We start from the raw sequence: 25,891 nt of genomic DNA, 5'->3' as shown, positions 1-25,891 counted from the left end.
ATGGTTTTTTGTTTGCAAATTATGAAACTTGCTTCTAAGATGAAATATTAATAACCAGTAAAGAAGCCGGCACTGATCATGAGCGTATTTTAAACTAACGATGGCAAAGATTGTAAATGGCATAATCTTGTTAAAACATGAATAAACTGATGTTTTATTGGTCAATATTGTGTATAATATAAGATAACTGGGGGCGATTGATTAAGGATCCTATTTATGGCAAAAGATAAAAAATCACATCAAGTTAAAACATCAGAAGAGAGTGTCGAATCCGTAAAAACCAAGGAAAAGGAAACTGTTGTTGAAAAAATGCGGGTTGAAGATAATAAAAAAGAAGACAAACTCTCAATGTCCACCAGTAAAAAAGAGCCTAAACCCAATGAGCCAGTCAAGCCCTTTAAAACGTCATTTGAGAAATGGATAGAATCCAGTTTACTTGACCCACAGGCTAAGGAAGACCGTGGTTCCACCATCAACCTAGGTCGTGAAGGATTAAAAAATGCCGTTCAAGTGAAAAAGTTTCTTTTATCTCCAGCAGGTAAAGACGTAATGGCTGAGATAGGTGCCCAAATGGCCTTGCAAAGAAACATCAATTTGCAAAATCAACAGGACAGAATGGCTCATGAGCTTTTTAAACGCCAATTAATGGCCGCTTTGTTCCTTTGGTATTTATCCAAAAAATCCCATGCTGCAGAAAAAGTTAAAGAAGTTATTCGCGAATACAATGAAAAAGCCATAAAAAATGCTGAGAAAGCAAGCAAGCCAACTCAACAATCCACGTCATCCACTTCACAAGCCAATCAAGAATTTCAGAAAATGCTGGATGAATATGAGAAAGCTATTCAACGTGCCCAAGAACATATTAAGAAAGGCGAAGAATTAGAGAAAAAGCTGGATAAACTGGAACGTCAAGGCAAAGATCTTGAAGACAAATACAATACTTATGAAGAAAACCTGGAAGGGTTTGATAAACTTCTCACTTCTTCTGAAGAGTTATCACTTTCCGAAATTAAAGAAAAAATGGAAGCATTCAACAAAGACAGTGAGAAACTCACACAACTGATGGAAAAGCATAAAGGCGATGAGAAAACTGTTCAATCCTTAATGCGTGAACATCAAGACATAAAAGCAAAGATGGCTAACCTGCAAGTATTGCATGACGCTCATACAGGTGAAAAATCCTATGTTAATGAAAAAGGTAAACCGGTTAATTCATTAAAAGACGCTCAACTGGCCATTAATAAAAACCAGGAAGTAGTAGAACATGAAGGTCAATTTTATCTCATACAAAAAGGCCAATGGGATGCCATTAAAAAGGATCCCGCAGCGTTAGAAAAAGCACAACAAGATTATAGCCAGTCTAAACAAGATCTCGCAGCCATCAAGATGGAGGCACTAATTCATAAGCTTAGTTTGGAAATGGAAAAACAATTGGAAAAAATAAACGATCTTGTGATGAGCCCAGATCCAAAAGATAATGAGGAAGCTACCAAATTACTGCATAAGCATAATGGCTTAAATTTAAAATTGGCAAATCTGCACGATATGCTCTCAGTACATAAAAGGGAAAAATCCTTTTTCAATGAGAAAGGGGAGAAAGTGGACTCATTAAATGATGCACATTACGTGATAGGCAAAGATCAACAACTGTTTAATTTAGGTGGTAAATTCTATCCTATCCATAAAGAACAAAAAATACTTGAAAAAGATGGCAAATTTTATCTTTTAAAACAAGGTGAAGACTGGGAATCTATCAAAGATAGCCCGGAAAAACAAAAAAAGGCTGAACATGATTTTCATAGACTTCAGTATGAAACACCAATGACAGTGAAAAAATTAGTACATCATAATAAAGGCTTGGAAACAACCGTTCATAAAGAACGAATTGAAGAGACGAAGCAACAATTGGAAGACCATGCAAAAGAAAAAACGGAAATAGCCAATGATTTAAGTAGACTTCAATCTACCGTTGGAGCTGCTTTAAATCAACTAAACCAACCAACTTTAGATACCGAATCACCTGTTTTAACACCTTCAGGAGGAAGTACAACGGTTTCACCGAAACCAACCCCAAGCTTGGCGTCAGTGACTACTTTTTTCAAGACGAAGATAGATGAAATGAGAAAAAATGAAGACGTTAAAGTGACCTTTAATGATCTTCTAGCTCTCAGTATCAAAATTGCCGATCCAAAAGCACGTACTTATTTTACTGGTGAACTACTCAAGGAAGTACCACGCTCTGGATCAATTCCGTTTCAAACCATGCAACGCATGCTGCAAACTCTGGAACAATATGGGGTAGACACTACTAAACCCAGTGTTACTTCTATAAGAAGCAAAACAGATGAGGTCCTTGAGCAACGATTTAACCCGACTCCTTCTTTATCTCCATTCAAAACCTCATAAGGTTGAATTATCTATCATCTCCCTACCCTGGATTATATGAAAATCATAATTCAGGGTGCTCTAAAAATCCCCTATCATCATCAAACAAATTGTTGTTTTTCTTATCAATATACTTGCCAACAATCAACAAGTCTTCTAACATTGAAAGATTATTGCAGAATCTTCGGAATAAACATGATTGTTGAAAAAATGTTAGGTAATCAATCTGTGATCATATCACTGGATATCGATAATTTTTTATTTGACAGGCTCGATCAAATTGCAAGTTCCGATTTTGATTTGGTAGAGATCAATTCAGCCGATACCAATTTATTGGTAAATATTAAAACCCAATACCCATCTCTAAAAATTGGGGCCGGTGGCATAATTGATACTCAACAACTAGAGCAATGCTATCAAGCGGGTGTATATTTTGCATCCAGCCCCGGCTTTTTAACCGCTATTGCTCAAACAGCAAGTGTTTATTCGATGTGTTATTTCCCAGGTGTGGCTACTATTTCAGAAGCCATGGCGGCAGCGAATATTGGATTTAAACAAGTACGTCCATACCCTGCCAATCTGGCATTTTGTAATGCTCTCAGCAAATATTTGCCAGGATTAAATTTGTTCCCTGCTGAAATTGAATGGAATGAAGCCGAATTTTTCCTAAATTTGCCATCTGTAGCAGCAGTAATTATCCATAACCCTGATCAAAAGCAACTGAATGGATTAGCAAGGTTAGGACAATCAATTATCTGAAAATAAATTGACTCAAACCTGAAAGCAAAGTTTTCCATTAACACATGACAAATAATTGTGTGTCATTTTGACTCAAAACAGGGTTAAGAAATTAAACCTCTCCTCCAGCTCTATTATTTACTAACCAGTCTCTGGCATTCTATTCCCTACGAATCAACAAATCCAGAACTAAAATTGCAGCTCCTATACAAATAGAACTATCGGCCAGATTGAAAGTAGCGAAATGGTGGTGTTTATAATAAACATCAATAAAATCAATCACATAACCATAAAGCCCTCTGTCAATCAAGTTGCCTAAAGCCCCCCCCAGAATAAGACTTATCCCAAGAGATTGAAATCTTGCCTGTTCTGGAGTACGTATTAACCAGATCAGCAAAATAATACTCATTACAAAACTAAACCCTGCAAAAAACCACCTATGCCAATCACCAGCACCGCTTAAAAAACTAAAAGCAGCTCCTGTGTTAAAGGCTAAAGTAAAATTCAACATAGGCATAACAGGCATAGGTTTATATGGAGTTAACCAGACTCCAACCCAATATTTGCTTACCTGATCGCAGATAATTACTAAAATACTAAGTGTAAGCCAAGGCCATTTTTTCATATGTAACGCCTCTCTTCATGATATCCGCTGATATTGCCTACACAGCGCAGACATAGTTCAGGATGCTCTTGATTTTGACCAACATCTGCCCTTCTATGCCAACATCGCGCACACTTTTCATGAACACTGGCTATAACCTGTATTGATACCCCACAATCGGTAACAGATAATCCTTTGGGAGATTGATTGATTGGGCACGCTTTTGCTCCTGAGGTAATCAATAAAAACCGCAATTCCTCGCCTAAACGCGTTAACTTAGGTAATACCTTGGCATCGGCATAAACAGTTACCTCGGCTGCCAAAGCAGAACCAATTTCACCTCTTTGTCTGGTTTCTTCCAGAGCCTTGTTCACTTCATCACGAATGATATGCAGTTGTTCCCAATCATCCATATTCACTGCGTCAATAGTCGGCCAAGCATCATACCAATGCTCAATAAAAACAGATTCATTATTGTTTCCAGGTATTGTTTGCCATATTTCTTCAGCAGTAAAAGATAAGATAGGCGCTAACCAAATAGTGAAAGCTTTGACCATATGATACATCGCTGTCTGGCAAGAGCGTCTTGCTATACTGTCTTTTGCTGTGGTGTATTGCCTGTCCTTTATCAAATCCAAATAAAAACTACCCATATCCACTGCACAGAAATTGTGGATTTTCTGGTAAATCAAATGGAAGTGATAATTTTCATAGGCAGCAATTATTTCTTCTTGTAAAAGTTGGCAACGCTTTAGAGCCCACCTGTCCAGTTCTAACAATTCTTTGGCGTCAATACAATCGCTGGCTGGATTAAAGTCAAATAAATTAGCTAATAAAAATCGCGCTGTATTACGAATTCTTCGATAAGCATCCGCATTGCGTTTAATGATTTCCTCAGAAATACTGACCTCATGACGATAATCAGTTGATGCTACCCATAATCTTAAAATATCGGCACCATGCTGGTTTACTAATTTATCCAAAGCGACATAATTTCCTTTAGACTTTGATAGTTTTTTCCCCTCGGCATCAACGGTATATCCATGAGTCAATACGGTTTTGTAGGGAGCAACTCCATACATTGCGACTGCAGTTGTTAATGAGGAATTAAACCAACCTCTGTGCTGGTCGGATCCTTCAAAATAGACATCTGCCGGAAAATCCAAATCTTTATTATGCTTTAAAACACTAAAATGTGATATTCCGGAATCTAGCCACACGTCCATGGTGTCTGTGACTTTATCGTAGTATTTGGCATCATCGCCAAGCAATTCAGAACCATCCAGATCAAACCAGGCATCTATACCTGATTTTTCAATCATTACAGCCACTTTCTCTATTAACTCCAGAGTGTCAGGATGCAATTCTCTGGTGGTTTTATGTACAAACAATGGCATAGGTGTTCCCCAAGATCGCTGTCTTGATATGCACCAGTCAGGCCTATTTTCAACCATATTGCTAATGCGAGCCTTACCCCAGTCAGGTACCCAGTTAACCTTATCGATCTCATTGATTATTGCTTGCCTCAAATTGGATTTATCCATTGAGATAAACCACTGGGGAGTTGCCAGAAATATCATTGGCGATTTATGTCGCCAACAATGCGGATAACTGTGTCTGATAGATTCATTAGCTAACAAAACACTCCGCTCCGATAAAACTGTTAGAATATTCTCATTGGCCTTCAATACGGAAAGACCCGCAAATAACTCTACATCCTCAGCAAAACATCCATTGGCCATGACAGGATTTATTAACGGCAAATGATATGACTGACCTACCAAATAATCATCGGGGCCATGAGCTGGTGCTGTATGCACACAACCTGTACCTGACTCTGTTGTCACATGCTCGGCAAGAACTACGGGAACCTGACGCTTATAAAATGGGTGTTGAAGTTTAAAATGCTCAAAAACTCGCCCCTTGGTGGAACCCGATGTTTTGTAATGGCTGATTCCATAACGCGCCATAACCGATTCAACTAAATCAGTGGCCACGATATAATAGGTGTTACCAGCATCAATCAGTGAATAATCAATTTCAGGATGCAAACAAACTGCTTCGTTAGCTGGTAATGTCCATGGAGTCGTGGTCCAAATAGGCAGAATTAATGGTTTCAGCGCTGACTGAGCTCCAAAGCACTTAAGGAACTCTGATGGATTTACTGCTACGAATGCCACATCAATGGATGGAGAGGTTTTATCCTCATAGTCCACTTCAGCTTCAGCCAACGCAGATCCGCAATCGATACACCAATGAACAGGTTTAAAACCCTGTTGTAAATGACCATTTTTAATCATTAAGCCCAAGGCTCGTACTATATTGGCCTCATAATGATAATCCATAGTCACATAAGGATTATACCAGTCTCCCAAGACTCCCAAACGTTGAAACTCTTCTCTTTGTATATCAATTTGACTTGCAGCATATTCTCGACATTTGGCACGAAACTCCCTGGGTGTAATTTTGATTCCGGCTTTACCTACCTTTTTTTCTACATTCAACTCTATAGGCAAGCCATGACAATCCCAACCGGGGACAAAAGGAGCATCAAAACCACTAAACGTTTTTGATTTAATAATAATATCTTTAAGAATTTTATTGAGCGCATGTCCACAATGAAGATGCCCGTTGGCATAGGGCGGACCATCATGCAAAATAAAGCGTTTACTTCCAACACGAGCTTTACGAATTTTCTGATAAATTCCTTTTGCTTGCCAATCTGCCAACATTTCAGGTTCTCGCACTGACAAACTTGCTTTCATCGGAAATGCAGTATTTGGAAGGTTTAAAGTATCTTTGTATTCTGCCATAGGTGCCTACTCTGCCAAATCATTAAGTTTTTGATAATTTTAAATGCCCTTATTCTGTTTCATCTACACAGCCAAAGGGAGCTTACAAAAAAATACCCCGATTATAGGTAAATTACACTGTATCACTGATTCCATTCACAACATCATTCGATGAGTCAATCTCACTATGAAGCCAATTCTGTTTTAAATAGGTCTTTGCCAACAGGATATCACTATTAATCTGAGTGATTAACGACTCCACACTTGAGAATTTAACTTCATCTCGAAGTTTGTGCAAGAAAATTACTTGCAATAACTGACCATAAAGAGATCCATGAAAATCAAATAAATGGACTTCCAAAATATTTTTGGATCCAGCTACTGTTGGCCTCTTCCCAATATTTGCAACGCCAAAATAGGCCTTCGAATTGATATGGACTTGCACCACATAAACGCCTTGCAAAGGAATCGATAAACGATGCATGCCAAGGTTTGCTGTCGGTATCCCCCATTGACGGCCACGACCATCACCTTTTATGACCCGTCCACACATGCTGTATGGTCTTCCCAACAACTTGGCTGCGAAATGCAAATTCCCCTCTTGCAACGCTTCTCTAATTCTCGTCGAACTAATCTTTTCATTTTCTATAAGAAAATCCGATTGCACTGTCACTTCACATGAATAATGGGCACCTAGAGTTTTGAGTAAATTAACATCACCTTCTCTGTTTTTACCAAAACGAAAATCCTGGCCAACCAGAAGGTAGCGTATTTTCAATGCTTCAAATAAATAAAATTGCGCAAAATTGAAGGCAGTAGTTTGAGCCAGTCTTGCATCAAACTTAACACAATAGATGTAATCCACCTGACATAAGTTCAAGACATCTATCTTTTCTCTCAGGGTAGAAAGTCGGGCTGGTGCATTTTCTCTTTGGAAATACTCTTTGGGCTGAGGCTCAAACAATAAAATAACTAAAGGCAAGTTCATCTCATCAGCCTTTGCTCTTAGCACCTTAATCAAATGCTGATGGCCTAAATGCACGCCATCAAAATTACCAATAGTGGCAACTGCACCCTTATCAAATAAAGCAAAATGATTAGAACCACGTAACAATTTCATTAATCGTTTTAATCAGAAGAATAAAAAACACATAGTATACTGGTTTTCTGAGATATTGAGAAATCTATAAAGCATTGCCCGTACTACCCAAAGGTAATACAGGCTTCTTGAATTAGCGGTGTTCTTAGTGGCTTATTTTGGGTCTTACAATTAAGACGTCGCATTCAGCACCATGCAGGATTGCATTAGCGGTTGAACCTAATAATAAAGAAAGGCCATGTTTTCCATGACTTCCTGTCACAATTAAATCAATTTTATGTTCTTTCGCTACCCTTAAGATTTCGTTTTTAGTTGAACCAAACTCTATAAAACGATGCTTTTCATCGACACCCAGTTTTTCTGCCAATTCATTCAGCTCTTTTTCAGCTTGCTCACGAATAGACATTTCTACTTCAGCAAATCCTGCAAAACCTGGGTAAGCATAAGCGGGAATAGGCTCAACAACATGAACCAAGATCAGATCAGCACCATTCTCGTCAGCAATTTTTTTAGCTTTCTCAGCTGCTCGCACCCCAACCTCATCAAAGTCAGTAGCAAACAAAACCCTTTTATACATCATTTTCTCCTTAAAATTCTGATAGCTAAGTTAAGATTAGCAGATTTAAGCCTATTTTCCCAGGATCAGTAAATAGCCCACAACTATACACAAACCGATTCTCTTATTCTAACCAATGTTGGAAAGCCCCTCTACAGAGCGTATCCAAGGATTGAGCTTGGCTAATTCTCCTGGTAGTTTTTTTATATTCAACAAAGCTTGATTTCTACTCTCATATTCACCGACAGTTAATATGTACCAACTGCCTTTCGCATTGGTAAAATGTCTAACTTTTGCCTGAGATAACCATTTGTTTTGGTTCTTAAACCTGTTGATATCTTCTACTTTATGACTGGCAGCCAATTGTATAGTAAACAGCTTACCATTAATTTTTTTGACACTTGGTTTATCACTGACTGACTTTGTTTGTAATGACTGGGAAATAGGCGGTAATTTTGACTGACTAACCGCCACTTGTGCGACTTGCTCCGAAATATTTTTAGCTTTAAGTTTTGGAATGACAACGACTTTATCCACAACAGCAACTGTATTAAGACTATCCTCTTCATCCATAAAATCATCTAAAATTTGTTTTTTGGGTAAGCCATAATGCACTAATTGCCTCGTCGAAGAATCTTCCCACGAAGCAATATAGCTTACAGAGTCTTGTGTAGGAGTAGAGTGTTGTGCGGGAGTTTTTTTAATAAGGTCTTTTATGGGCGGAAGTGTTGTTACAGAAGCTAAATCCGGTAATTTGGGAGTATTATTATGAACTTTATACAAGTTATCAAAATAAAAATAAGATAATCCTGCAACAATAGCGAGGCTTGTAGCTATACTTATTCCTTTTAAAATAGTTGTTTTATTGTTATGTTTTTTATTGGAGCACTTGGATAAAAACAATTCTAGGTTGGTATTGATTTTTGATAAATTCCCTTTGGTCAAGTGATAGAACTGTTTAAATTGAGCATCGGTGAGTGGCCTGTTAATTAAACGAGACGCCATTGCTCGTTGTAATACATAAGTTCTGGTTTCAGCCTCGCTTAATGCCCCCAGCTCTATTGTATGGATTAAATTATTAAATGGCTCAACAGCGAGATTATTCAATGTCGCAACGATAGAATAATCAGAAATTAAACAAAGATGAAAAAATCCAAAATCTTCCTGGTTTTTTATAATTATCATCACTTCCTTGATAAAACTTTCAGGTAAGTGATGCGCATCATCAATAATCAGCAAAACATGTGCTTTTCTTTCATTAATTTGTGCTGCAAGAGTACCAATATTGTTATCCTTATTATTAAGATGCAACTGTCTGGCAAGCTCATTGATAATCTCTTGACTGTTAAATGGTGGCTTTGCCTTAAAAGATACTGATTTAATTTGTTGATTCAAACTACTTTTCAACAAAGAATTAAAACAAGTTTTCCCACCTTCTTTCTCTGACAAAATGGTTATTAGTACATTATTAAATAGGATTAAATGATTAATGAAATCAACTTTTGCAAGCCACGCTCCTGGTTTAAACAGGGTTCTGGGTTGATTGGCAACTCCTTCCTCAAGAGGCTCCTTTCCATCTATCATTTTTATTCTCCTTCTACCACATTAATCAGTGCGTTGTGCAAACAATCGTCAGTAACGGAATCATCAATATAACAAGCACCTGGTTTTTTTATCATTATAAAACGCAAACAATTATTTTTAATTTTCTTATCTAAACTCATCAATTCTCTTAATTGCATTAAATCTATGGAATTTGGAATCTTATGAGGCAACCCAGCATGTACAAGCATTTTTTCAACCAGGCCTACAATTGATTTATCTAGTAAGCCCTTTTTTTCTGATAATACGGCCGCACAATATAAACCTATGGCAACAGCTTCCCCATGTAACCACTTTTTATAATCGGTATACGTTTCCAGCGCATGAGCAAAAGTATGTCCCAGATTAAGCAAAGCACGCAGCCCGGATTCCCTTTCATCTTGCTCTACAATTTTAGCTTTAATTTGACAACATTCTGCTATCAGTAGTGGCAACTCGGGACTGTCTACTGTTAGCCCTTGCTGAAGAGCGCCTTGAATTCGGTCAAAGAAAGAACCACCAACAAGCAAGGCGTATTTTATCATCTCTGCAATACCCGCACGAAACTCACGCTCAGGTAATGTTTTTAAGGTATTTAAATCAATTATGACGGCTTGAGGTTGGTAAAAACTACCAATCATATTTTTACCTGCAGGATGATTAATCGCTGTTTTACCACCAACTGAAGCATCAACCTGAGCTAGTAACGTAGTAGGCAGCTGAATAAATCGAACCCCTCTTTGGTAAGTAGAAGCGGCAAAACCAGCCATATCACCAATTACTCCACCACCCAAAGCAATGATTGTGGTGTCTCTATGATGTTTGTTTTGAATTAAAGAGTCATAAATGGTGAATAAACTGCGCTGATTTTTATACTCTTCACCGTCTTCCAGTATAACAACGTCACATTGTATTGATGATAAAACAGATTGCAAATAACCTAGAAACAAGGGAGCCACTGTTCGATTAGTAACAATAAGCGCCTGTTTTGAAGTGATAAAACGATTAATTAAATCAGGATGAATTAATCCATTGCGGCAAATAATTATTGGATATTGATGACCTGAAATCGAAACATCAACTTCGGCATAAAGTTCAAACTTCGCCATATAAGTATTTTATTATATTGTTTGCAACAGCTTTTACAGTCAATTTATCTGTTTCAAAACTGACATCTGCCAATTCGTCATAAAAAGGCTCTCGCTCATCTCTGAGCAACTCCAGGCGCCCCTCAAGATCTTCTGTTTGTAATAAAGGACGTTTGGTATCACGTTTTGTTCTTTCAAATTGCTGTTGCAAAGATGTTTTGAGATAAATCACTGTGCCACGACCTGCCAGGGCATTCCTGTTTTCAGGAGTAATGACGACCCCGCCACCCGTTGCTAATACTATATTAGTCTTTTGAGTCAATTCGTCGATTACCTTTTGCTCTCGACGTCTAAATCCCTCCTCACCTTCTATATCAAAAATCCATGATATATCTGCGCCCGCACGCTCCTCAATTACTTCATCTGAATCATAGAATTCTAGTTTGAGCTCCTTTGCCAAAGCACGTCCTATAGTACTTTTACCAGCACCCATCGGACCAATGAGAAAAATATTTCGTACTTTAACTATGCTCATTTTTTTTTACTTACCTCTTCTACTGAATTGTCATAATTAGCCATGCTATTATAACAACAAATTAGATACACGTCTTAGTTGATTTCATGATATTTACTGTTCCACCAGCCTCGATAGAATAACACAAGACCTTAAATTTGAAGAATTTAAAGTAAATAACACAAATTAGGAATACATCCAATTACCATCTAAAATACTTCTGATATTCTACAACGGATAACCATTAATTACCCATATAAAATTATTTATTGCACCTTGCTGCCATCAATGAAGTTGATACTTCAACTTTACTTAACCCATTGCTGATGAGCAAATATTTTTCAAAATGCCATTACATCATAACGTGTTATATTTTAATTATAACATGTTCACCAGTTTGAGGCACTTCTATTGAATTAATGTTTTTTATCTTTTTAATGAGATAACGTTAACCCAATCTTAATTATTTATAAACATCTTTTTCACGTCCTTCTATCGTTGTAATCGATAAAGCATTCGTTATTATTCTTGGTGTAATAAAAATAAGTAATTCTTCATTTTTCAATGTGATTTGTCTATTACTAAATAAAATACCAACAACAGGTAACTCACCAAAGAAAGGAATTCTATTGATTACCTTATTCTTATCTTGCTTGTAAATACCCCCAAGCACTATGGTTTGTCCATTATTAACCAGAACATTCGTCTGAATCTCTTTTGTTATTATTGCTGGAACCCCAAGGAATGTTTGTGGAGAAGGAGTATCCTGATTTATCTGTAAATCCATCAAAATTTTACCATCCGGGGTAATTTGCGGGGTAACTTTCAAACTCAAAACCGCTTTTTTAAATGCTACAGCAGTCGCTCCACTTGATGTCGCTTCCTGGTAGGGAATCTCTTCACCAGACTCGATGACTGCTGCTTGTTGATTCGTAGTAATCAGGCGCGGGCTGGATATTAATTCAGCACGCCCCTCACTTTCCAAGGCAGACAATTCCAGATCAAGTAGAATATTATCATTAAGCTTGGCTAGCGCAATACCTACCGAGGCGGGTGTAGCTCCAGTTAAAGGGGCAGCTGCCAAATCAAGGTTTAACCGTCTTTCCAAAGGGACAACATTGGCTGGTGCTGTGCCTCTGGCTAACTCGTTGGCACCCTCAAGTGTACCACTTAAGTGAGTTGGCCTTGATACACCCCAGCGTATCCCAATATCTTGACTAAAATCTTTAGTTACTTCAACAATCCTCGCCTCAATAAGTACTTGCTTAACAGGGATATCCAATTGCTTTATGAGTTCTCTTACTTCCTCAATTTTGGTGCCAGTATCCTGAATCCAGATTGTATTTGTTCTAGCATCGACACTTATCTTTCCTCTATCTGATAATAAGGAATTTTGCTTATCCTTGATCAAAACAGCAATATCTGCTGCCTTTGCATAATTAATCTGAATTAAATCAGAACGGATAGGCTCGAGCTTTTCAATTGTCTGTTGACTTTTGAGTTGCTCTTCCTCCATTTTATCCATGGAAGCCTTGGTATCTATCAACATGACATTGCCCTTTCTACGCTTATCTAACCCTTGTGTTGTTAAAATAATATCCAGAGCCTGGTCCCAGGGGATATCATTTAATCTAAGCGTAATATCTCCTTGCACTTTGTCGCTGACAACCATGTTGATTCCGGTAAAATCTGCGAGCAGCTGAAGCACAGCTCGAATACTAATATTTTGGAAATTCAAAGAAATGCGTTTGCCAGTGAATACCTGTTTCTTCAATTTGGCCTGGCGAATTTCTTCCGCAGTTAAAGGAAACACATCAACCATAAATTGTTTATTGACCTGATAAACAAAATGGCCGTAATCCCCTTTACTGAGGATGGTCATACGAACTTTTTTGCCTTCCTGTTGCATCGTGATAATCTGAACAGGGCTGTGAAAATCAGAAACATCATACCGTTTCATTAAATTCAAAGGGATCCTGGTATTCAGGAAATTAACGACTATTTCTTTTCCAACTTGAGTCACATCAATCGGAATACCAGTATCAGAAACATCAATTAAGATTCTACCACCTTGCTTTTCTATACCACGAAAATCAATTCTTTTAATTTCATGCTTTGCATTCACAATCTGATTAGTTATGAATACCTCTTTGCTATTCTCAAACAAATCATTGCTTTTACCATTCAGGACAAGGCTATAAACAGAACCTGCCGTACTGCCAGAATAGGACACTGAACGATCCAATTCCAATATGGCCCTTATCCTATCCCTGACTGCAACAATGTTATAACTATGTAATGAGCCTAATTGAATGGTTTTAGTTTTCTGATCGGCGGGAATTTGCATATCGGTGCTAATAAAATCCAATACCAGACGTGGGGGCTTTTGAGTAATAAAGCTTGCAGGCAGTTGCTTTAAGGGTTTGGAAAATTGAAAATCAATACGTACTCTGTTTTCAGGCAATGGTAATACTTTTACTGAAATGAGAGAGTTATCTTTAGAATATGCCACACTCAAACTGGCACTAATTAATATCAAAATCGCGATAATTTTTCTCACGCCTCACTCCTGCTTGCCAGTATCCAAATTAATTGTGGTGGACTGTTTTTCCCACGTCCCTGATTTTTGTACCGTTTCTTCCAGTTTAATGAGATCATTTTTAATCAAAACAATACGACCATAATTTTGTCCCATATAATCTCCAACCCTCACACGGCTAATCTGTCCATCAGGTTGCTTAATCAGAGCCCAAATTTCGTTGTCTTTTTTTAAAGTACCTACGAATTTTAAAGCATCCAGAGGAAAAGATTCCAAAGGCTGCTTCGGCCTCTTTTTATCGGGAGCATAAATATCATTCCTCTTTTTTTGATCAATAGGCTTGAATGGATTTCGCCTGTTGTCGTTTTCTGGAAATCTAAAAATTGGCAAAGGGGCAAATTTGGGAATAGGCTCGATAGGTCTGCCTGGCCTTGATTTCACTTCATTGATGTACTTAACAAGATCACTGTTATCACCAGAACAGGAGCTAAGTAATAGAACTAACAACCCCATCAATAGACTTTTTCGGAAATTCGCTGCGCTGAATGAAGTGCGCAAAGAATTTCCACAAACGTCTAATATAGGAATTTGGTTGTATTTAATTGTCATTGTGCCCGATATCTGTATATTTTAGCAGTGATACCCATCACCAATTCATCCTGAGAGACCGTTTTACCATCCCCGGAGGATACCCCCTCAACACTAAATTCATGCAAAGTCACGATTCTGTTCATTTCAGCAACACGACTTAAAAATCTTGCTAATTGCATATAGGATCCGACAATCGTAATTTTTATAGGTAACTCCACATAAAAATCATGCACTACTTCAGGTTGTGGTGCAAACAATTCAAATTTCAAACCCGATGCGATCCCTGTTTTAGATATTTCTTCCAAAAGCCCAGGCATTTCATTTTTTGCCGGGAGTTGTTTTAGCATGGTTCCAAAGCGTTCATTCATTAACTGTAACTGATTACGATAGGCTTGTAGATTTGCTGCCTGATGTTGCTTTTTTTCAAACTCTGTTTTCAAAGCAATTTCCTGGGCTTCCAGTGTATCCAATTGCTCAAAATTTGGCTTAACAATAAGCCAATATCCCAATCCAATTATCAATATACTGATGCCTAAAATGACTCCGATTTTAACCGGCATTGGCCACTGGCCGACATTCTCCAGAGTTAATTCACTTAAATTGACTGTATCCATGATTTTTATCAGCCTAATATTTGGGTTTAAGCACAAAACTTAATTTAAATTCATTGTTTGGAGACTGTTTTTTTTCAACAATTTTTTTAATTTCAGTAAGTACGGGACTCTGTATCCAGACATTGGCCTCTATATTTCTCATCAAAATAGAAATACTTGTATTCGATTCAGAATACCCCCAGAGTGTTACGACATCATGTTCTCTTTGCATCTTGGTTATGTAAATTCCTGGAGGAGTAATTTTAATTAACTCATCAAATAAATGAACCATTAAAGTTCTTGTTGATTGCAGATTCTGCACGATAGACATTCTCGAAATCAGACCTTCTCTGATTTGCTTTAATGCCTTGATCTCCTTGATTTGCTCATCTAAGGCTGTAATTTCTTTCTGTAAAATCTGGTTCCGTTGCGTTTGATTACTTATTAAATGGGAAACATAAGAATTCATTAAAAAAACAATTGCCGCAGCAACGATAATCCCTATCAATAACATGGTCGTGAATAATTTCTTTTCCTGTTCCCGTTTTTGCTCACGCCATGGTAATAAATTAATCTCAGTCATTTTTTACTCGACATGCCTTAGAGCTAACCCACAAGCCACCATCAGTGTAGGCGCGTCATTATTAATGGCATCCAAATTCACTTTTTTACCAAAAGACATATAGGATAGCGGATTTGCTACTGTAGTAGTCACTCCTAACTGTTCTTGAATAAGCGCTGCCAACCCTGGTTGCCTTGCCATTCCTCCAGCTAATAAAATATGGTCTACAAATCCATGTTGACTGGTAGAATAAAAAAACTGCAAAGTGCGTTTGATCTGCAAAAGAATCATGTCCTTAAAAGGCTCTAATACAGCAGATTCATAGTCCTCTGGTAATTTACCCTGATTCTTTAGGGCAATAGCCTGCTCTAAATTCATATGATAATGTTCTGCAATAGCTTCAACAAGCTGCATGCCACCAAATTTTTCTTCTCTTGAAAAGATTAATCGCATGCCATGCAAAACAAATAAATGAGTGTAATTGGCTCCAATATCTACTATCGCTATAATTTTGTCTTGTCCACCTGCTGGCAATTCTTGAGCAATTTGTTGCACTGAACGTTCTACTGCATAAGATTCAACGTCAACGATTTTAGGCTCCAAGCCAGCTCTATGAGCTGCTTCAACACGACTATTAACATTTTCTGCCCTTGAGGCCACGATTAAAACATCAAGTAGCGCTGAATTCTTGGCAGAATGACCTAACACTTCAAAATCAAGATTTATTTCGTCTATTGGGTAAGGAATATACTTATCCGCTTCAATAACGACAAGCTCTTCCATTTCCTGGTCAGTCAATCCTTCATTAATTTGCACTACTTTGCTAATAACAGCCGAATCAGGTACAGCCAATGCCACATTTTTAGATGTAAACTTCAACCTTTCTACCAATTTTTTGATACAATTCGCTACTACATCGACGTCCTTGATCATATTCCCTTCAAGAGCAGAGGCAGGTATTTCTTCACGACCATATCCTTCAACACAAACTTGCTCTCCGGAACCTGAAATTTCCAAAATTTTCACTGCTGAAGAACTAATGTCAATGCCAAGAATTGAACGATGCTTAGGTTTAAGCAATTTGAGCACTTATATAATCTCCCTGTATATTTCCCTGCAGCCCAAAAGCACTCCTAATTATTTAGAACTTATCCTAACTATTGAATAATTAATGTTAGCGTAAGCCAATATAAATTGGAATCACTTTACTCGTTACTTGGGGTAAAAGCTCTATAATCAATCTAAAATTGATACACGCATTTCTATTTCTGTCTTCAATCAATTCCCTATCAAATTTCATGATATCAATCATCATTTCACAATCAAATCAGGTTTTATATTCTTTCAATAAAACTGTAAAACAACCCCTCTACTTGTATGATTTTTTCAAATAATGTATCAGTTAATAGGCACTTGCACTTATGCAAAACATTCAATATAGTGAAATACCAAGTTGTAGGGGATTTCCACATTTAGATTTTTAGCTTTATAAAAAGGAGCTTTACATATGACTAGGTTAGAAGAGTTACTCTATACACTGACTTCCGTAATCATTCGGTATCATGACAGCCAGCCTAAAGTATTAAACAAATTAATAGTTGAAAGCAATCCCATTCTCCTAAGAAGAAAAGCACTTGCTTTGGCTAAAGAAATTATTCAGGATAAAGACGTTGAATGTAAAGGGCGCCTTGAAGAGTTAATACAAAATTGCACCAAAGGTTATCCTGACAGAAAACCATTCTTGCATTTTATTTTAAATGAGGTTCTTTTTCTAAAATCCATGCTGGATAGAAAAAATTCATTTGAGCCATCTAAACTGGAAGAATATAAAAAACAGATCACTCAACTTTTAATTGATCTCAAACAATTAATGATCACACCTAAAAGTAAAACTTATGAAGTAAGATATACTTCTGCTTCTGAAAATTCTGAAGCCAGCATTTCTCTTTCAGGCGTGAAAAATGATGGATACGTGGGTGGAGAGTTTTGTAATTCAGGCAATTTGATCAAAGAAGAAGTTTTAGAAGCTTTGAACATTCATATTAATTCTAAAAATACAGCAGAATGCTCTTCTGATGAAGAAATTAAAACGCTTGCAGACTCTTTATGTGAAGAACATCAAAATGCTCTATTGGTACCTGAACTTTTGGAGAAAACGAAAATCCTGATTGAAGGTAGCAAAAAGCAAGAAAATGAACTCTTAACAAAAACACAACAAATCGAAACAGATAACAAAACAATCATAGAACAACAAGCTACAATTCTGGAGAAGGATAAAGAAATAGAGAAACTGAAAGAGAGAGTAAGCGAGCTAACTCGCAGCAGCACCACTCCTCGCCCCGTTTTCAATCCGGTCTTACCTCTAGGCTATGGCTCTCTGTTTTACAATGCAAAACTGGGCGCTCAATCCAAACAACAAACGATGATCGATGTGACTGATTTACCAGGGGTTAAGTCCTCTGATACAACAGTTACCCAGTCTAATCAATCCTTTTCTATGGGTAATGGCCATGGGGATTAAAGTCTATTGGCGCTTTCTCAATGATTATCCCCATCTGCGTGAGGCGCAAAATAGTATTTAAATCCAGTTTTTTCCCTTGCAAACCTCGCAATATTATATAGATTCGCTGTATAATATTGCACTATTCACATTTAACGAAAATGAAATTCTATGAAAAAAATGGCATACTTCTGGCGTAAAGGTCTTTGGGCGCTGATGAGCCTGTTTTTTCTCCTAATGGTGGCTGGCAGCCTTCTATACCTTTATCTCGAAAGTCAATTGCCTAATGTTGATTCATTAAAAACTGTACAGTTACAAGTACCATTACAGATATTCAGCAAAGAAGGCTTATTAATTCAGGAGTACGGTGAAAAAAAACGTATTCCCGTAACTTATGATGAAATTCCCCCTACGCTCATTCATGCATTAATTGCAACAGAAGATCAACGATTTTTTGAACACCCTGGTGTAGACGTTATGGGATTGGGCCGGGCTGCAGTAAGCATGCTCAAAACCGGAACCAAATCTCAAGGCGGTAGTACGATCACCATGCAAGTGGCTCGTAATTTTTTCTTAAGCCGTAAAAAAACATTTTTACGGAAATTCAATGAAATTATGCTTGCCATCAAGATTGACAGGGAATTAAGTAAAGAAAAGATTTTGGAACTCTATTTAAACAGAGTTTATCTGGGTAATCGGGCTTACGGCGTTGGAGCGGCAGCCATGGTTTATTTTGGAAAATCCCTTAAGGACCTTAATCTGGCTGAACTGGCTATGATAGCAGGACTTCCTCAAGCCCCCTCAACTCAGAATCCTATTGCTAACCCACTTGCTGCAAAAAAACGTCGTGATCATGTATTAGAGCGGTTACTGGAAGAACATTATATCAATGAAGAACAATATCAAAATGCAGTCAATCAACCAATAACTGCAAAATACCATGGAACTAAGATTGAGGTGAAAGCACCTTATGTTGCTGAAATGATTCGCCAGTCTTTATACGATAATTTTGGCCCCGAAGCATACACCAAGGGATATAAGGTATATACAACTATTGATGGCAAATTACAAAATACCGCCAATGAAGTAGTAGAAAAAAATCTGATTGCTTACGATCATCGGCATGGTTACAGAGGTCCAATTGCTAATATAGGTGAAAAAGATAGCCAATCTCCCAAGATTAGGCAAAAATATTTACGGCAATATCCAGAGCTGAATAGCCTGACTCCTGCAGTTGTCACTGAGGTAAGAGAAAAAGAAGCAACTGCGGCATTGCAAAACGGACAAATAATTATTATTCCCTGGGAGGGTATGTCCTGGGCCAGGCCGGCACTAAAAAGAGGAGGTTGGGTTGGGAAATCGCCAACCAAAGCACAACAAGTGGTAGCAGCAGGCGATATAATTTATGTACACTCCACAGAAAAATCCTGGCAACTTGCGCAAATTCCTGAAGCAGAATCTGCCATGGTTGCTATGAATCCTAAAAATGGCGCCATTGAAGTTTTGGTTGGAGGATTCAACTTCTCAAAAAGTAAATTCAACCGAGCTACTCAATCCAGCAGACAACCAGGCTCCAGCTTCAAACCATTTGTTTACGCTGCCGCTCTGAACAATGGTTATAATCTTGCTACTTTAATTAATGATGCTCCCATCGTTGTGGATGATCCCAGCCAACCGAATTTATGGCGACCACACAATGTGAATCTAAAATTCAATGGCCCTACACGTCTGAAACAGGCACTAGTTCAATCTAAAAATTTGGTATCCATAAGAATTCTTGATGATATAGGTATCGATTATACGATAGATTTCTTGACTCGTTTTGGCTTTAATAAAAAGTCATTACCTAGAGCTTTATCACTTGCTTTGGGCAGTTTGTCCATTAGCCCCATGGATTTAACCACTGCTTATGCAGTCTTTGCTAATGGTGGTTATAAAGTAGAGCCCTACCTCATTGACCATATAACAGATGCTGATGGCAAAATTCTGTTACAAGCCAAACCAAGTATTGTATGTGACCCTTGCGATAAAGACAAAGTTGATGCCTCTACCTTGGCACCACGCGTTATTTCTGAAGATATTGCCTTCTTAATGAATACGGCATTAAGAGATGTAATACAGCATGGCACTGGACGTGCTGCGCGAGTATTAAATCGTCAGGACATCGCTGGTAAAACAGGAACGACTAATGATCAAGTAGATGCCTGGTTTGCCGGCTTTAATCCTAATTTGGTAGTAACAACCTGGATTGGTTTTGATAATCCCAAATCATTACATGAATATGCTGCAAATCTCGCTCTTCCGCTATGGATCGATTTTATGAAAGTAGCATTAAAAGACAAACCTGAGGTTGAGTTAAAGCAACCTGAAAATGTTATTGCTGTTCGAATAGACCCTGTTAGTGGCTTGCTCGCCAAATCTAACCAGGAAAATGGTATTATTGAGTATTTTCGACAAAATGAGGTTCCATCAGAAGAGGATCAAGGTCCTGTCTATAATGCACACAATGATCAACAGGAAGAAGAACTAGCGCCAGTGGAAGAAAGTTTATTTTAATTTGAAATATTCTGATGAAGCCCAAAACCCGTATTCAGCTTGTAATACGGGTTTTAAACTTATCGTCCTGATAAAGCAGCTGCAGCTGGAGTATATTCATAGCCTAAATCACGAGCAACAGCCTCATAAGTGATTTTACCTTGGTGAACATTGAGACCATTAAGCAAATGCGGGTCGCTTAATAAAGCCAGCTTAACCCCTTTGGTGACAATACTTAAAATGAAAGGTAATGTGGCATTATTTAAAGCAAATGTTGATGTTCTGGGTACAGCACCAGGCATATTTGCTACACAATAATGCACTACATTATCGACTACATAAGTAGGCTCCTGATGGGTTGTTGCACGACTCGTCTCAAAACAACCTCCTTGATCAATAGCAACATCCACTAAAACAGACCCAGGACGCATTGAGCTCAGCATAGAGCGAGTCACTAATTTAGGGGCTGCTGCACCTGGTACCAATACAGCACCAATCACTAAATCAGCGCTGGATACATATTTTTCTATGGAATCTGCAGTGGAATAGACTGTATTAAGTTTAGAACCAAACTGAAAATCCAATTCATTTAAACGTTGCAGGGAACGATCTAGCACAATAACACGAGCTTCCATACCCATTGCCATGCGAACAGCATTTGTTCCTACCACACCACCACCAATGACCACTACATTGGCCGCAGCAACACCTGGTACACCGCCTAACAATATACCGCTACCGCCTTGAGCCATCTCCAAGCAATGTGCTCCGGCCTGGATTGCCATACGTCCAGCCACTTGAGACATGGGAGTAAGTAAAGGTAATCCTCCATCATCCTGTGTTACAGTTTCATAAGCTATCGCTGTAACCCCTGATTCTTTTAATAAACGAGCTTGATGAGGATCAGGAGCCAAATGTAAGTAAGTAAATAAAGTTTGTCCTTCACGCAACCGTTTACATTCAACAGGCTGAGGCTCTTTTACTTTGACTATTAATTCCGCATTGGCAAATACGTCATCAGCGGTGTCAACTACTTCAGCCCCGGCATTTCTGTAATCATCATCCGATATGCCTATGCCGAGCCCAGCTCCCTTCTCTACCAACACATCACTTCCTGCTCTAATGATTTCTCTAACGCTCGAGGGAACAAGTCCTACTCTGTTTTCATGCGATTTGATTTCTTTTGGTACCCCTACTAACATATTGTTACCTCTTATCGATTCTTTAATTGTTCTATTAATTGTGGAACTAGTTCAAACAGATCACCTACTAACCCATAATTCGCAATTTGAAAAATAGGTGCATCTGCGTCTTTATTAATTGCAACGATAACCTTTGAGTCCTTCATACCTGCTAAATGTTGAACTGCTCCAGAAATACCCACGGCAATATAAAGCATAGGAGCCACTACCTTCCCAGTTTGACCAACCTGATAATCATTAGGAACAAAACCGGCGTCGACTGCTGCTCTGGATGCTCCTACTGCTGCACCCAAAGCATCAGCTAACTCTTCAATTAGTTTGAATTTTTCTGCACTTTGCAGCCCTCTACCACCAGAAACAACTATTTTTGCACTACCTAAATCCGGTCTCTCTGATTTACTTAATTCATGACGAATAAATTGACTCCCTTTGGCTTCAAATTCCTTATCAATGCTTTCTATGCAACATGCTTCCTGGTTTGATGTGATGGGGTCAAAAGCTGTAGTTCTAATAGTCATTACTTTTAATGGATCTAAAACACGTACAGTCTCTATAGCATTCCCAGCATAAACAGGATGCTCAAATGTATCTGAATTAATTATCTTGCTAACATCAGATATCTGAGTCACATCAAGTTGCGCGGCAACTCTGGGCAATATATTTTTCCCAAAAGTACTGGAAGGAGCTAAAATAGCACTGAATGAATGTGCAAAAGACACTACCAAATCGCTGACTGGCTCAGCCAATTGATATTCGTAACAAGGATTATCTACATGCAAAACAGCTTGCACTCCTTCCAGCCTGGCCGCCTCTTCTGCTACTGAATGGCATTGATAACCAACCACCAGTAGTGTAATTTTATCACCGAGTTCTATAGCAGCGGACAGTGTATTACGGGTTGCTGGATGTAACTGCTGATTATTATGTTCAACTAAAACTAAAGTGCCCATCTCTTCTCCTTAATTAAAGCACTTTGGCTTCATGTTGTAATTTATCCAACAATGCAGCCACAGAATCAAGTATGACACCACCACTTCTTGTTGCCGGGGCATTAACCTTTAATATTTCAACGTGTTGTTTAAGAGATAAGCCAAGCGAATCCAGATCAATAATGTCAAGAGGCTTGCGTTTAGCCTTCATAATATTTGGCAAACTGGCATATCTGGGCTCATTTAAACGCAGATCGGTACTGATTACTGCTGGCAGCTGCACCTTGAGTGTCTCCAAACCACCATCAATTTCTCTCACCACTTCAAGATGATCATGATTAGGAATGAGTTTTGATGCATGGGTAGCCTGTGGCCAATTTAATAATGCAGCCAACATTTGAGGAGTTTGATTATTATCACCATCTATCGATTGTTTACCCATCAAAACCAAATCCGGTTTCTCATTAACTGCGATACTGTTTAATATCTTGGCGATATTTAGACTCTCGAATAATTTTTCTGTTCGAACTAAAATGGCTTTATCCGCACCCAAAGCTAAAGCGTGCCTTAAGGTTTCTTGAGAGCTATCAGAGCCAATGCTTACAGCAATCACTTCCGTTGCCCAATTTTTTTCTCGCAAACGCAATGCCTCTTCAATGGCTATTTCATCAAATGGATTCATTGCCATCTTGATGTTTTGAGTTTCAACTCCTGAATTATCCGATTTCACTCGAATCTTGACATAAGGGTCTATTACACGTTTTACAGCCACGAGTATTTTCATGGTTCCTCACTGGAATATCAAATCAGCCTGCATCTTGCCAGAGATAGGGGTACAAATTCAAGAGGTTGTTTTTAATTAGAGCATAAAGCTAATTCATTCTAATTAAGTCATACGAAATCAAGCCCTTCTCTATTTTTATCTGTCTAATAATTTGGTGCTGATTAGGACAAAACTCAACTCATATAAAATATAAACATGAGATACTTGCTTATAAACTGCTGTTAAGTTCCCTTATAAACCACCAATTGCATAGAATCAGGATCTTGTAACATGGAGATAACCTGTTCTGCTTCTTTAACTGCTTTTGCTGTATTGCTCGTAAAAACCTTAGTATCCTTCTTTATCTTATCCAGCTCTTTTTGAGCTTCTACCAATTTCTCCTCCAAAGGACTAGGAAGAGAATCCAATACTCTCATCTTGAATAAAAATGCCTCTACTTTTAAACGTTTCTCTCGACCTATTCTCAAGTCACCAAAAAATTGCTGCGCGTTTAAACCAAGGTAAGATTCAAGTGGCGCAGAAATGACTTTTAATTCCGGTGTTTTGAATTGCATTCCCTCGCTGGTATTATGGCTAGCCAAGATTAAATCTCTACATAAATTGGCTGCTGTATCAAACTCTGACTTTTCCTTAGTCTCAGGAGCGGGTAACATGGGTTTTAAAATTGCAGAACCGATTTGTATACTCACATCAAGAAATTGGCGCGATGCCCAAAAAGTCATTTCAAGCAAGCGAACTAACAGGGTAGTCGATGCAGTTGCAGTAATAATACTGATTTCTTGCAACGTACTGCCTATTTTTTTTAACTGACTGGATTCAGTACTCTCCAGATACTGCCCTCCTTTCAATAAAATAAAATAGAGCGCATAAATAGCAAACAACTCTTCGGCAAAAAGAAAAGTACCATAACTGGCAAATACTACTGGAATAAATCGAAGTAAAACCCTGAGTCCTTTGGGTTTTATTTTACCAGTATCATCAAAAAAACCACTGGATTGATCTAATAAATCTATCAAACTGTTACAAAAGCTCTGACCAGAATAGGTGGTCGCCTTGGATCTTAAACTCTCCAGCCATTGTTTAAAATCATCCTTGCTTTTGATATCTCCTAAACCACTATCTTTGAATTTTTCAGGTGAAATTAACTTTTCATAACACAAACCAAGTATCTTGAAACATGCTCCATTGTTCATGCTCTGAGATAAATTCTTCTCAAGCCAAGCCACTTCTGGTGAAAACCCTGAAGCATGATCAGGGTGAAAGCAGAGAGTTAGTCTTTTATAATTTTTAACGATTTTTTCTTTTTCTGGACCATCTATCAATAATTGCTGGTTAATAAATCTTGCAAAATCTCTTTCCAATCTCAATAAGGTATCCTTATCTAATTGGGATTTATAACAATTATTAGTTGTATCCCATTCCGCATACAATCTTACGAAATTTTTTAATTCCCTTTCTATAGTCATAATTACTCCCTTAATAAATTTGACTACGAGTTATAGAGTCTAATTTACTTTATTGAGATAGTGATTCCTTTGCAAATACCGCGTAAATAAACCAACAAGCAACATACTGATATAAAATCCAGCCATAACATCACTTAAATAATGATGATATAAAATAACCCTGGTAGCAGCGACAAGCAATGCTACTCCCATAAGCAGGAAAAAATATCTTGGGAAGAGAAATCCCAATCCTGCAGCCAAAGCAGTTATAGTAATAGAATGGCCTGATGGAAATGACCAATAATTGTCATTGAGCTGAAACCAATAAAACCCATAAAGGCTATTATCAAACAAGAGATCTGGTCGAGCGCGGCTAAGGCTGATTTTTAATACAAAAGTCAATAAATTAGGTAGCAAAACACAGCCAAATAAATACCAGGATCTGATTTCATACTTTTTATTTTGCTTAATGTATCGAAAATATAATGCTATGATTAAAAACAATACCACATAAATCTTCCATTTTCCCAAAGCCGTCAAATATGTTAACGCATGAAAATTTACTCGAAGATCGAGTTTATGAAAATAAATAGCTAATGCCCTATCTACAAAATAATAAGAGAGAACGACAAGGGTAATATAGATTATTATTACCCAGAATTTTTTCATCACATCAAAAGTTTTCTCAAATTGCGTCATCAAAACCAAGCCTTATAAATCCTCATATCAAATGGAATCATATAAGATGCTTTCGATTTAGCCAAGACCCCCGTGTTATTAATAAAAATTAAGGTCTGTTGACATTTCTACTATCTTGGCTGAGAAGTCTTGATTTTTTGTGCTCGGTTACTCAC

The 25,891-nt window shown here is 37.9% G+C and carries 21 protein-coding genes; 4 read left to right on the top strand and 17 right to left on the bottom strand.

What is annotated here, in order from left to right; translation table 11 throughout:
* The first annotated feature begins 216 nt into the window (after nt 1-216).
* Nucleotides 217-2,406 carry a hypothetical protein gene (locus EL201_RS04935; RefSeq protein ID WP_027221277.1) on the top strand — a complete coding sequence of 730 codons (2,190 nt, stop codon included), beginning with the start codon at nt 217-219 and terminating at the stop codon, nt 2,404-2,406.
* A 174-nt stretch (nt 2,407-2,580) separates the two neighbouring features.
* A complete protein-coding gene (locus EL201_RS04930) occupies nt 2,581-3,144 on the top strand; it encodes a multidrug DMT transporter permease (RefSeq protein ID WP_027221276.1) in 564 nt (187 codons plus the stop codon).
* A gap of 139 nt (nt 3,145-3,283) precedes the next feature.
* Here the strand turns inward: EL201_RS04930 and lspA are convergent, their stop codons facing one another.
* From lspA to EL201_RS04870, 12 genes are all read right to left on the bottom strand, one after another.
* Complete coding sequence (lspA, locus tag EL201_RS04925; RefSeq protein WP_027221275.1) at nt 3,284-3,748, bottom strand: signal peptidase II; 465 nt, start codon at nt 3,746-3,748, stop codon at nt 3,284-3,286.
* Nucleotides 3,745-6,540 (bottom strand): isoleucine--tRNA ligase, encoded by a 2,796-nt coding sequence (gene ileS / locus EL201_RS04920; protein WP_027221274.1) that lies wholly within the window; start codon nt 6,538-6,540, stop codon nt 3,745-3,747. The genes lspA and ileS overlap by 4 nt, the downstream gene beginning before the upstream one ends.
* Before the next feature lie 112 nt (nt 6,541-6,652).
* Nucleotides 6,653-7,639, bottom strand: coding sequence for a bifunctional riboflavin kinase/FAD synthetase (gene ribF / locus EL201_RS04915; RefSeq protein ID WP_027221273.1), 987 nt, complete (start codon nt 7,637-7,639; stop codon nt 6,653-6,655).
* A 124-nt stretch (nt 7,640-7,763) separates the two neighbouring features.
* Nucleotides 7,764-8,195, bottom strand: coding sequence for a universal stress protein (locus tag EL201_RS04910; protein ID WP_027221272.1), 432 nt, complete (start codon nt 8,193-8,195; stop codon nt 7,764-7,766).
* Nucleotides 8,196-8,303: 108 nt separating this feature from the next.
* Nucleotides 8,304-9,758: an SPOR domain-containing protein gene (locus EL201_RS04905; RefSeq protein WP_027221271.1), complete on the bottom strand. Its 1,455-nt coding sequence runs from the start codon at nt 9,756-9,758 to the stop codon at nt 8,304-8,306.
* A gap of 2 nt (nt 9,759-9,760) precedes the next feature.
* Nucleotides 9,761-10,864, bottom strand: a complete 1,104-nt coding sequence (gene aroB / locus EL201_RS04900; protein ID WP_027221270.1) for a 3-dehydroquinate synthase — start codon at nt 10,862-10,864, stop codon at nt 9,761-9,763.
* A complete protein-coding gene (gene aroK / locus EL201_RS04895; protein WP_032828804.1) occupies nt 10,851-11,378 on the bottom strand; it encodes a shikimate kinase AroK in 528 nt (175 codons plus the stop codon). The genes aroB and aroK overlap by 14 nt, the downstream gene beginning before the upstream one ends.
* A 442-nt stretch (nt 11,379-11,820) precedes the next feature.
* Nucleotides 11,821-13,917 carry a type IV pilus secretin PilQ gene (pilQ, locus tag EL201_RS04890; protein WP_027221268.1) on the bottom strand — a complete coding sequence of 699 codons (2,097 nt, stop codon included), beginning with the start codon at nt 13,915-13,917 and terminating at the stop codon, nt 11,821-11,823.
* Nucleotides 13,918-13,920: 3 nt separating this feature from the next.
* Nucleotides 13,921-14,505 (bottom strand): pilus assembly protein PilP, encoded by a 585-nt coding sequence (locus EL201_RS04885; RefSeq protein ID WP_027221267.1) that lies wholly within the window; start codon nt 14,503-14,505, stop codon nt 13,921-13,923.
* Complete coding sequence (locus EL201_RS04880) at nt 14,502-15,101, bottom strand: type IV pilus inner membrane component PilO (RefSeq protein ID WP_027221266.1); 600 nt, start codon at nt 15,099-15,101, stop codon at nt 14,502-14,504. Before EL201_RS04880 ends, EL201_RS04885 begins: the two co-directional genes overlap by 4 nt.
* Before the next feature lie 13 nt (nt 15,102-15,114).
* The gene (locus EL201_RS04875) at nt 15,115-15,663 is read right to left on the bottom strand and encodes a PilN domain-containing protein (protein ID WP_027221265.1); all 549 of its coding nucleotides are present in this window, start codon (nt 15,661-15,663) and stop codon (nt 15,115-15,117) included.
* Between the two features lie 3 nt (nt 15,664-15,666).
* On the bottom strand, nt 15,667-16,731 hold the full coding sequence (locus EL201_RS04870; RefSeq protein WP_027221264.1) for a pilus assembly protein PilM: 1,065 nt from the start codon (nt 16,729-16,731) through the stop codon (nt 15,667-15,669).
* A 418-nt stretch (nt 16,732-17,149) separates the two neighbouring features.
* Here EL201_RS04870 and EL201_RS04865 point away from each other — a divergent pair, with 418 nt between their 5' ends.
* Nucleotides 17,150-18,163 (top strand): hypothetical protein, encoded by a 1,014-nt coding sequence (locus EL201_RS04865; RefSeq protein ID WP_027221263.1) that lies wholly within the window; start codon nt 17,150-17,152, stop codon nt 18,161-18,163.
* Nucleotides 18,164-18,313: 150 nt separating this feature from the next.
* Complete coding sequence (locus EL201_RS04860) at nt 18,314-20,698, top strand: penicillin-binding protein 1A (protein WP_027221262.1); 2,385 nt, start codon at nt 18,314-18,316, stop codon at nt 20,696-20,698.
* 59 nt (nt 20,699-20,757) lie between these two features.
* Here the strand turns inward: EL201_RS04860 and ald are convergent, their stop codons facing one another.
* The 5 genes from ald to EL201_RS04835 all read right to left on the bottom strand — a co-directional run bounded on the left by ald (nt 20,758) and on the right by EL201_RS04835 (nt 25,736).
* A complete protein-coding gene (gene ald / locus EL201_RS04855) occupies nt 20,758-21,879 on the bottom strand; it encodes an alanine dehydrogenase (protein ID WP_027221261.1) in 1,122 nt (373 codons plus the stop codon).
* Between the two features lie 11 nt (nt 21,880-21,890).
* Complete coding sequence (locus tag EL201_RS04850; protein WP_027221260.1) at nt 21,891-22,829, bottom strand: electron transfer flavoprotein subunit alpha/FixB family protein; 939 nt, start codon at nt 22,827-22,829, stop codon at nt 21,891-21,893.
* 13 nt (nt 22,830-22,842) lie between these two features.
* Nucleotides 22,843-23,592, bottom strand: coding sequence for an electron transfer flavoprotein subunit beta/FixA family protein (locus EL201_RS04845; protein WP_027221259.1), 750 nt, complete (start codon nt 23,590-23,592; stop codon nt 22,843-22,845).
* A 221-nt stretch (nt 23,593-23,813) separates the two neighbouring features.
* Nucleotides 23,814-25,058: a hypothetical protein gene (locus EL201_RS04840; protein ID WP_027221258.1), complete on the bottom strand. Its 1,245-nt coding sequence runs from the start codon at nt 25,056-25,058 to the stop codon at nt 23,814-23,816.
* Nucleotides 25,059-25,097: 39 nt separating this feature from the next.
* Complete coding sequence (locus EL201_RS04835; RefSeq protein ID WP_027221257.1) at nt 25,098-25,736, bottom strand: phosphatase PAP2 family protein; 639 nt, start codon at nt 25,734-25,736, stop codon at nt 25,098-25,100.
* Nucleotides 25,737-25,891 lie beyond the last annotated feature (155 nt).

It is taken from the genome of Legionella pneumophila subsp. pascullei (genome assembly GCF_900637585.1).
GTDB lineage: Bacteria > Pseudomonadota > Gammaproteobacteria > Legionellales > Legionellaceae > Legionella > Legionella pascullei.
The sequence above is the reverse complement of the archived record's forward strand: the minus strand, read 5'-3'. Positions and strand labels throughout refer to the sequence as shown.

Coding starts and splice junctions, on each gene's coding strand:
- EL201_RS04840 (WP_027221258.1), bottom strand. CDS start 25,058: ATGACTATAGAAAGGGAATTAAAAAATTTCGTAAGATTGTATGCGGAA.
- aroK (WP_032828804.1), bottom strand. CDS start 11,378: ATGAGCATAGTTAAAGTACGAAATATTTTTCTCATTGGTCCGATGGGT.
- EL201_RS04905 (WP_027221271.1), bottom strand. CDS start 9,758: ATGATAGATGGAAAGGAGCCTCTTGAGGAAGGAGTTGCCAATCAACCC.
- EL201_RS04835 (WP_027221257.1), bottom strand. CDS start 25,736: ATGACGCAATTTGAGAAAACTTTTGATGTGATGAAAAAATTCTGGGTA.
- EL201_RS04845 (WP_027221259.1), bottom strand. CDS start 23,592: ATGAAAATACTCGTGGCTGTAAAACGTGTAATAGACCCTTATGTCAAG.
- lspA (WP_027221275.1), bottom strand. CDS start 3,748: ATGAAAAAATGGCCTTGGCTTACACTTAGTATTTTAGTAATTATCTGC.
- EL201_RS04875 (WP_027221265.1), bottom strand. CDS start 15,663: ATGACTGAGATTAATTTATTACCATGGCGTGAGCAAAAACGGGAACAG.
- ald (WP_027221261.1), bottom strand. CDS start 21,879: ATGTTAGTAGGGGTACCAAAAGAAATCAAATCGCATGAAAACAGAGTA.
- EL201_RS04880 (WP_027221266.1), bottom strand. CDS start 15,101: ATGGATACAGTCAATTTAAGTGAATTAACTCTGGAGAATGTCGGCCAG.
- EL201_RS04850 (WP_027221260.1), bottom strand. CDS start 22,829: ATGGGCACTTTAGTTTTAGTTGAACATAATAATCAGCAGTTACATCCA.
- aroB (WP_027221270.1), bottom strand. CDS start 10,864: ATGGCGAAGTTTGAACTTTATGCCGAAGTTGATGTTTCGATTTCAGGT.
- EL201_RS04860 (WP_027221262.1), top strand. CDS start 18,314: ATGAAAAAAATGGCATACTTCTGGCGTAAAGGTCTTTGGGCGCTGATG.
- EL201_RS04865 (WP_027221263.1), top strand. CDS start 17,150: ATGACTAGGTTAGAAGAGTTACTCTATACACTGACTTCCGTAATCATT.
- EL201_RS04935 (WP_027221277.1), top strand. CDS start 217: ATGGCAAAAGATAAAAAATCACATCAAGTTAAAACATCAGAAGAGAGT.
- EL201_RS04930 (WP_027221276.1), top strand. CDS start 2,581: ATGATTGTTGAAAAAATGTTAGGTAATCAATCTGTGATCATATCACTG.
- ileS (WP_027221274.1), bottom strand. CDS start 6,540: ATGGCAGAATACAAAGATACTTTAAACCTTCCAAATACTGCATTTCCG.
- ribF (WP_027221273.1), bottom strand. CDS start 7,639: ATGAAATTGTTACGTGGTTCTAATCATTTTGCTTTATTTGATAAGGGT.
- EL201_RS04885 (WP_027221267.1), bottom strand. CDS start 14,505: ATGACAATTAAATACAACCAAATTCCTATATTAGACGTTTGTGGAAAT.
- EL201_RS04910 (WP_027221272.1), bottom strand. CDS start 8,195: ATGTATAAAAGGGTTTTGTTTGCTACTGACTTTGATGAGGTTGGGGTG.